Consider the following 480-nt stretch of genomic DNA (forward strand, 5'->3'; position numbering starts at 1 on the left):
TTTTTAACGGCATGACAAGTTTTGTGTAGTGTGTTTTGGCGTGAATTTGTCCGACTAAATCAAGGAAAAGTCTTTGAAACAAATCTGGATTTAGACCATTTAAACGGCGCGAGAGCTGAGAAATGCTTATAGAATCAAGGTCGATTTCCTTTTGAAGATGATCATCAAAAAGGCAATCACTTAACGCATGAAGACTTTCAACTTCTTCTAATTGTGCAAAAAGTAATAGTTTTAGGAATGATTCTGTCGTTAACTTTTTCGTATAGCAATCTAATTTCAATGTTTTCACCTGTTCTTCAAATAATTGAAGATTAATTGGCGAAAACCATTGTCCAAATGAAGTTTTTCGTGTAATCTTGTCCATGAGATTGGTCCTTTTTTAGTGGATTTGGACGGGTTACCACCTGACTTATCCATTATAAAGGACTTTTTCTATGCATAAAATAATAAAAGTGAACATTTCGAGTATTTTTAATAGTG

General features: G+C 33.3%; 1 protein-coding gene. It reads right to left on the bottom strand.

The annotated features are described in order from the left end of the window. On the bottom strand, positions 1-364 hold a 364-nt coding region (locus ACTQ5K_RS25575; protein ID WP_441994459.1), incomplete at its 3' end, for a DUF4372 domain-containing protein. Positions 365-480: the final 116 nt, after the last annotated feature.

Source organism: Niallia sp. Sow4_A1, assembly GCF_052116745.1.
Taxonomy (GTDB): domain Bacteria; phylum Bacillota; class Bacilli; order Bacillales; family Cytobacillaceae; genus Niallia; species Niallia hominis.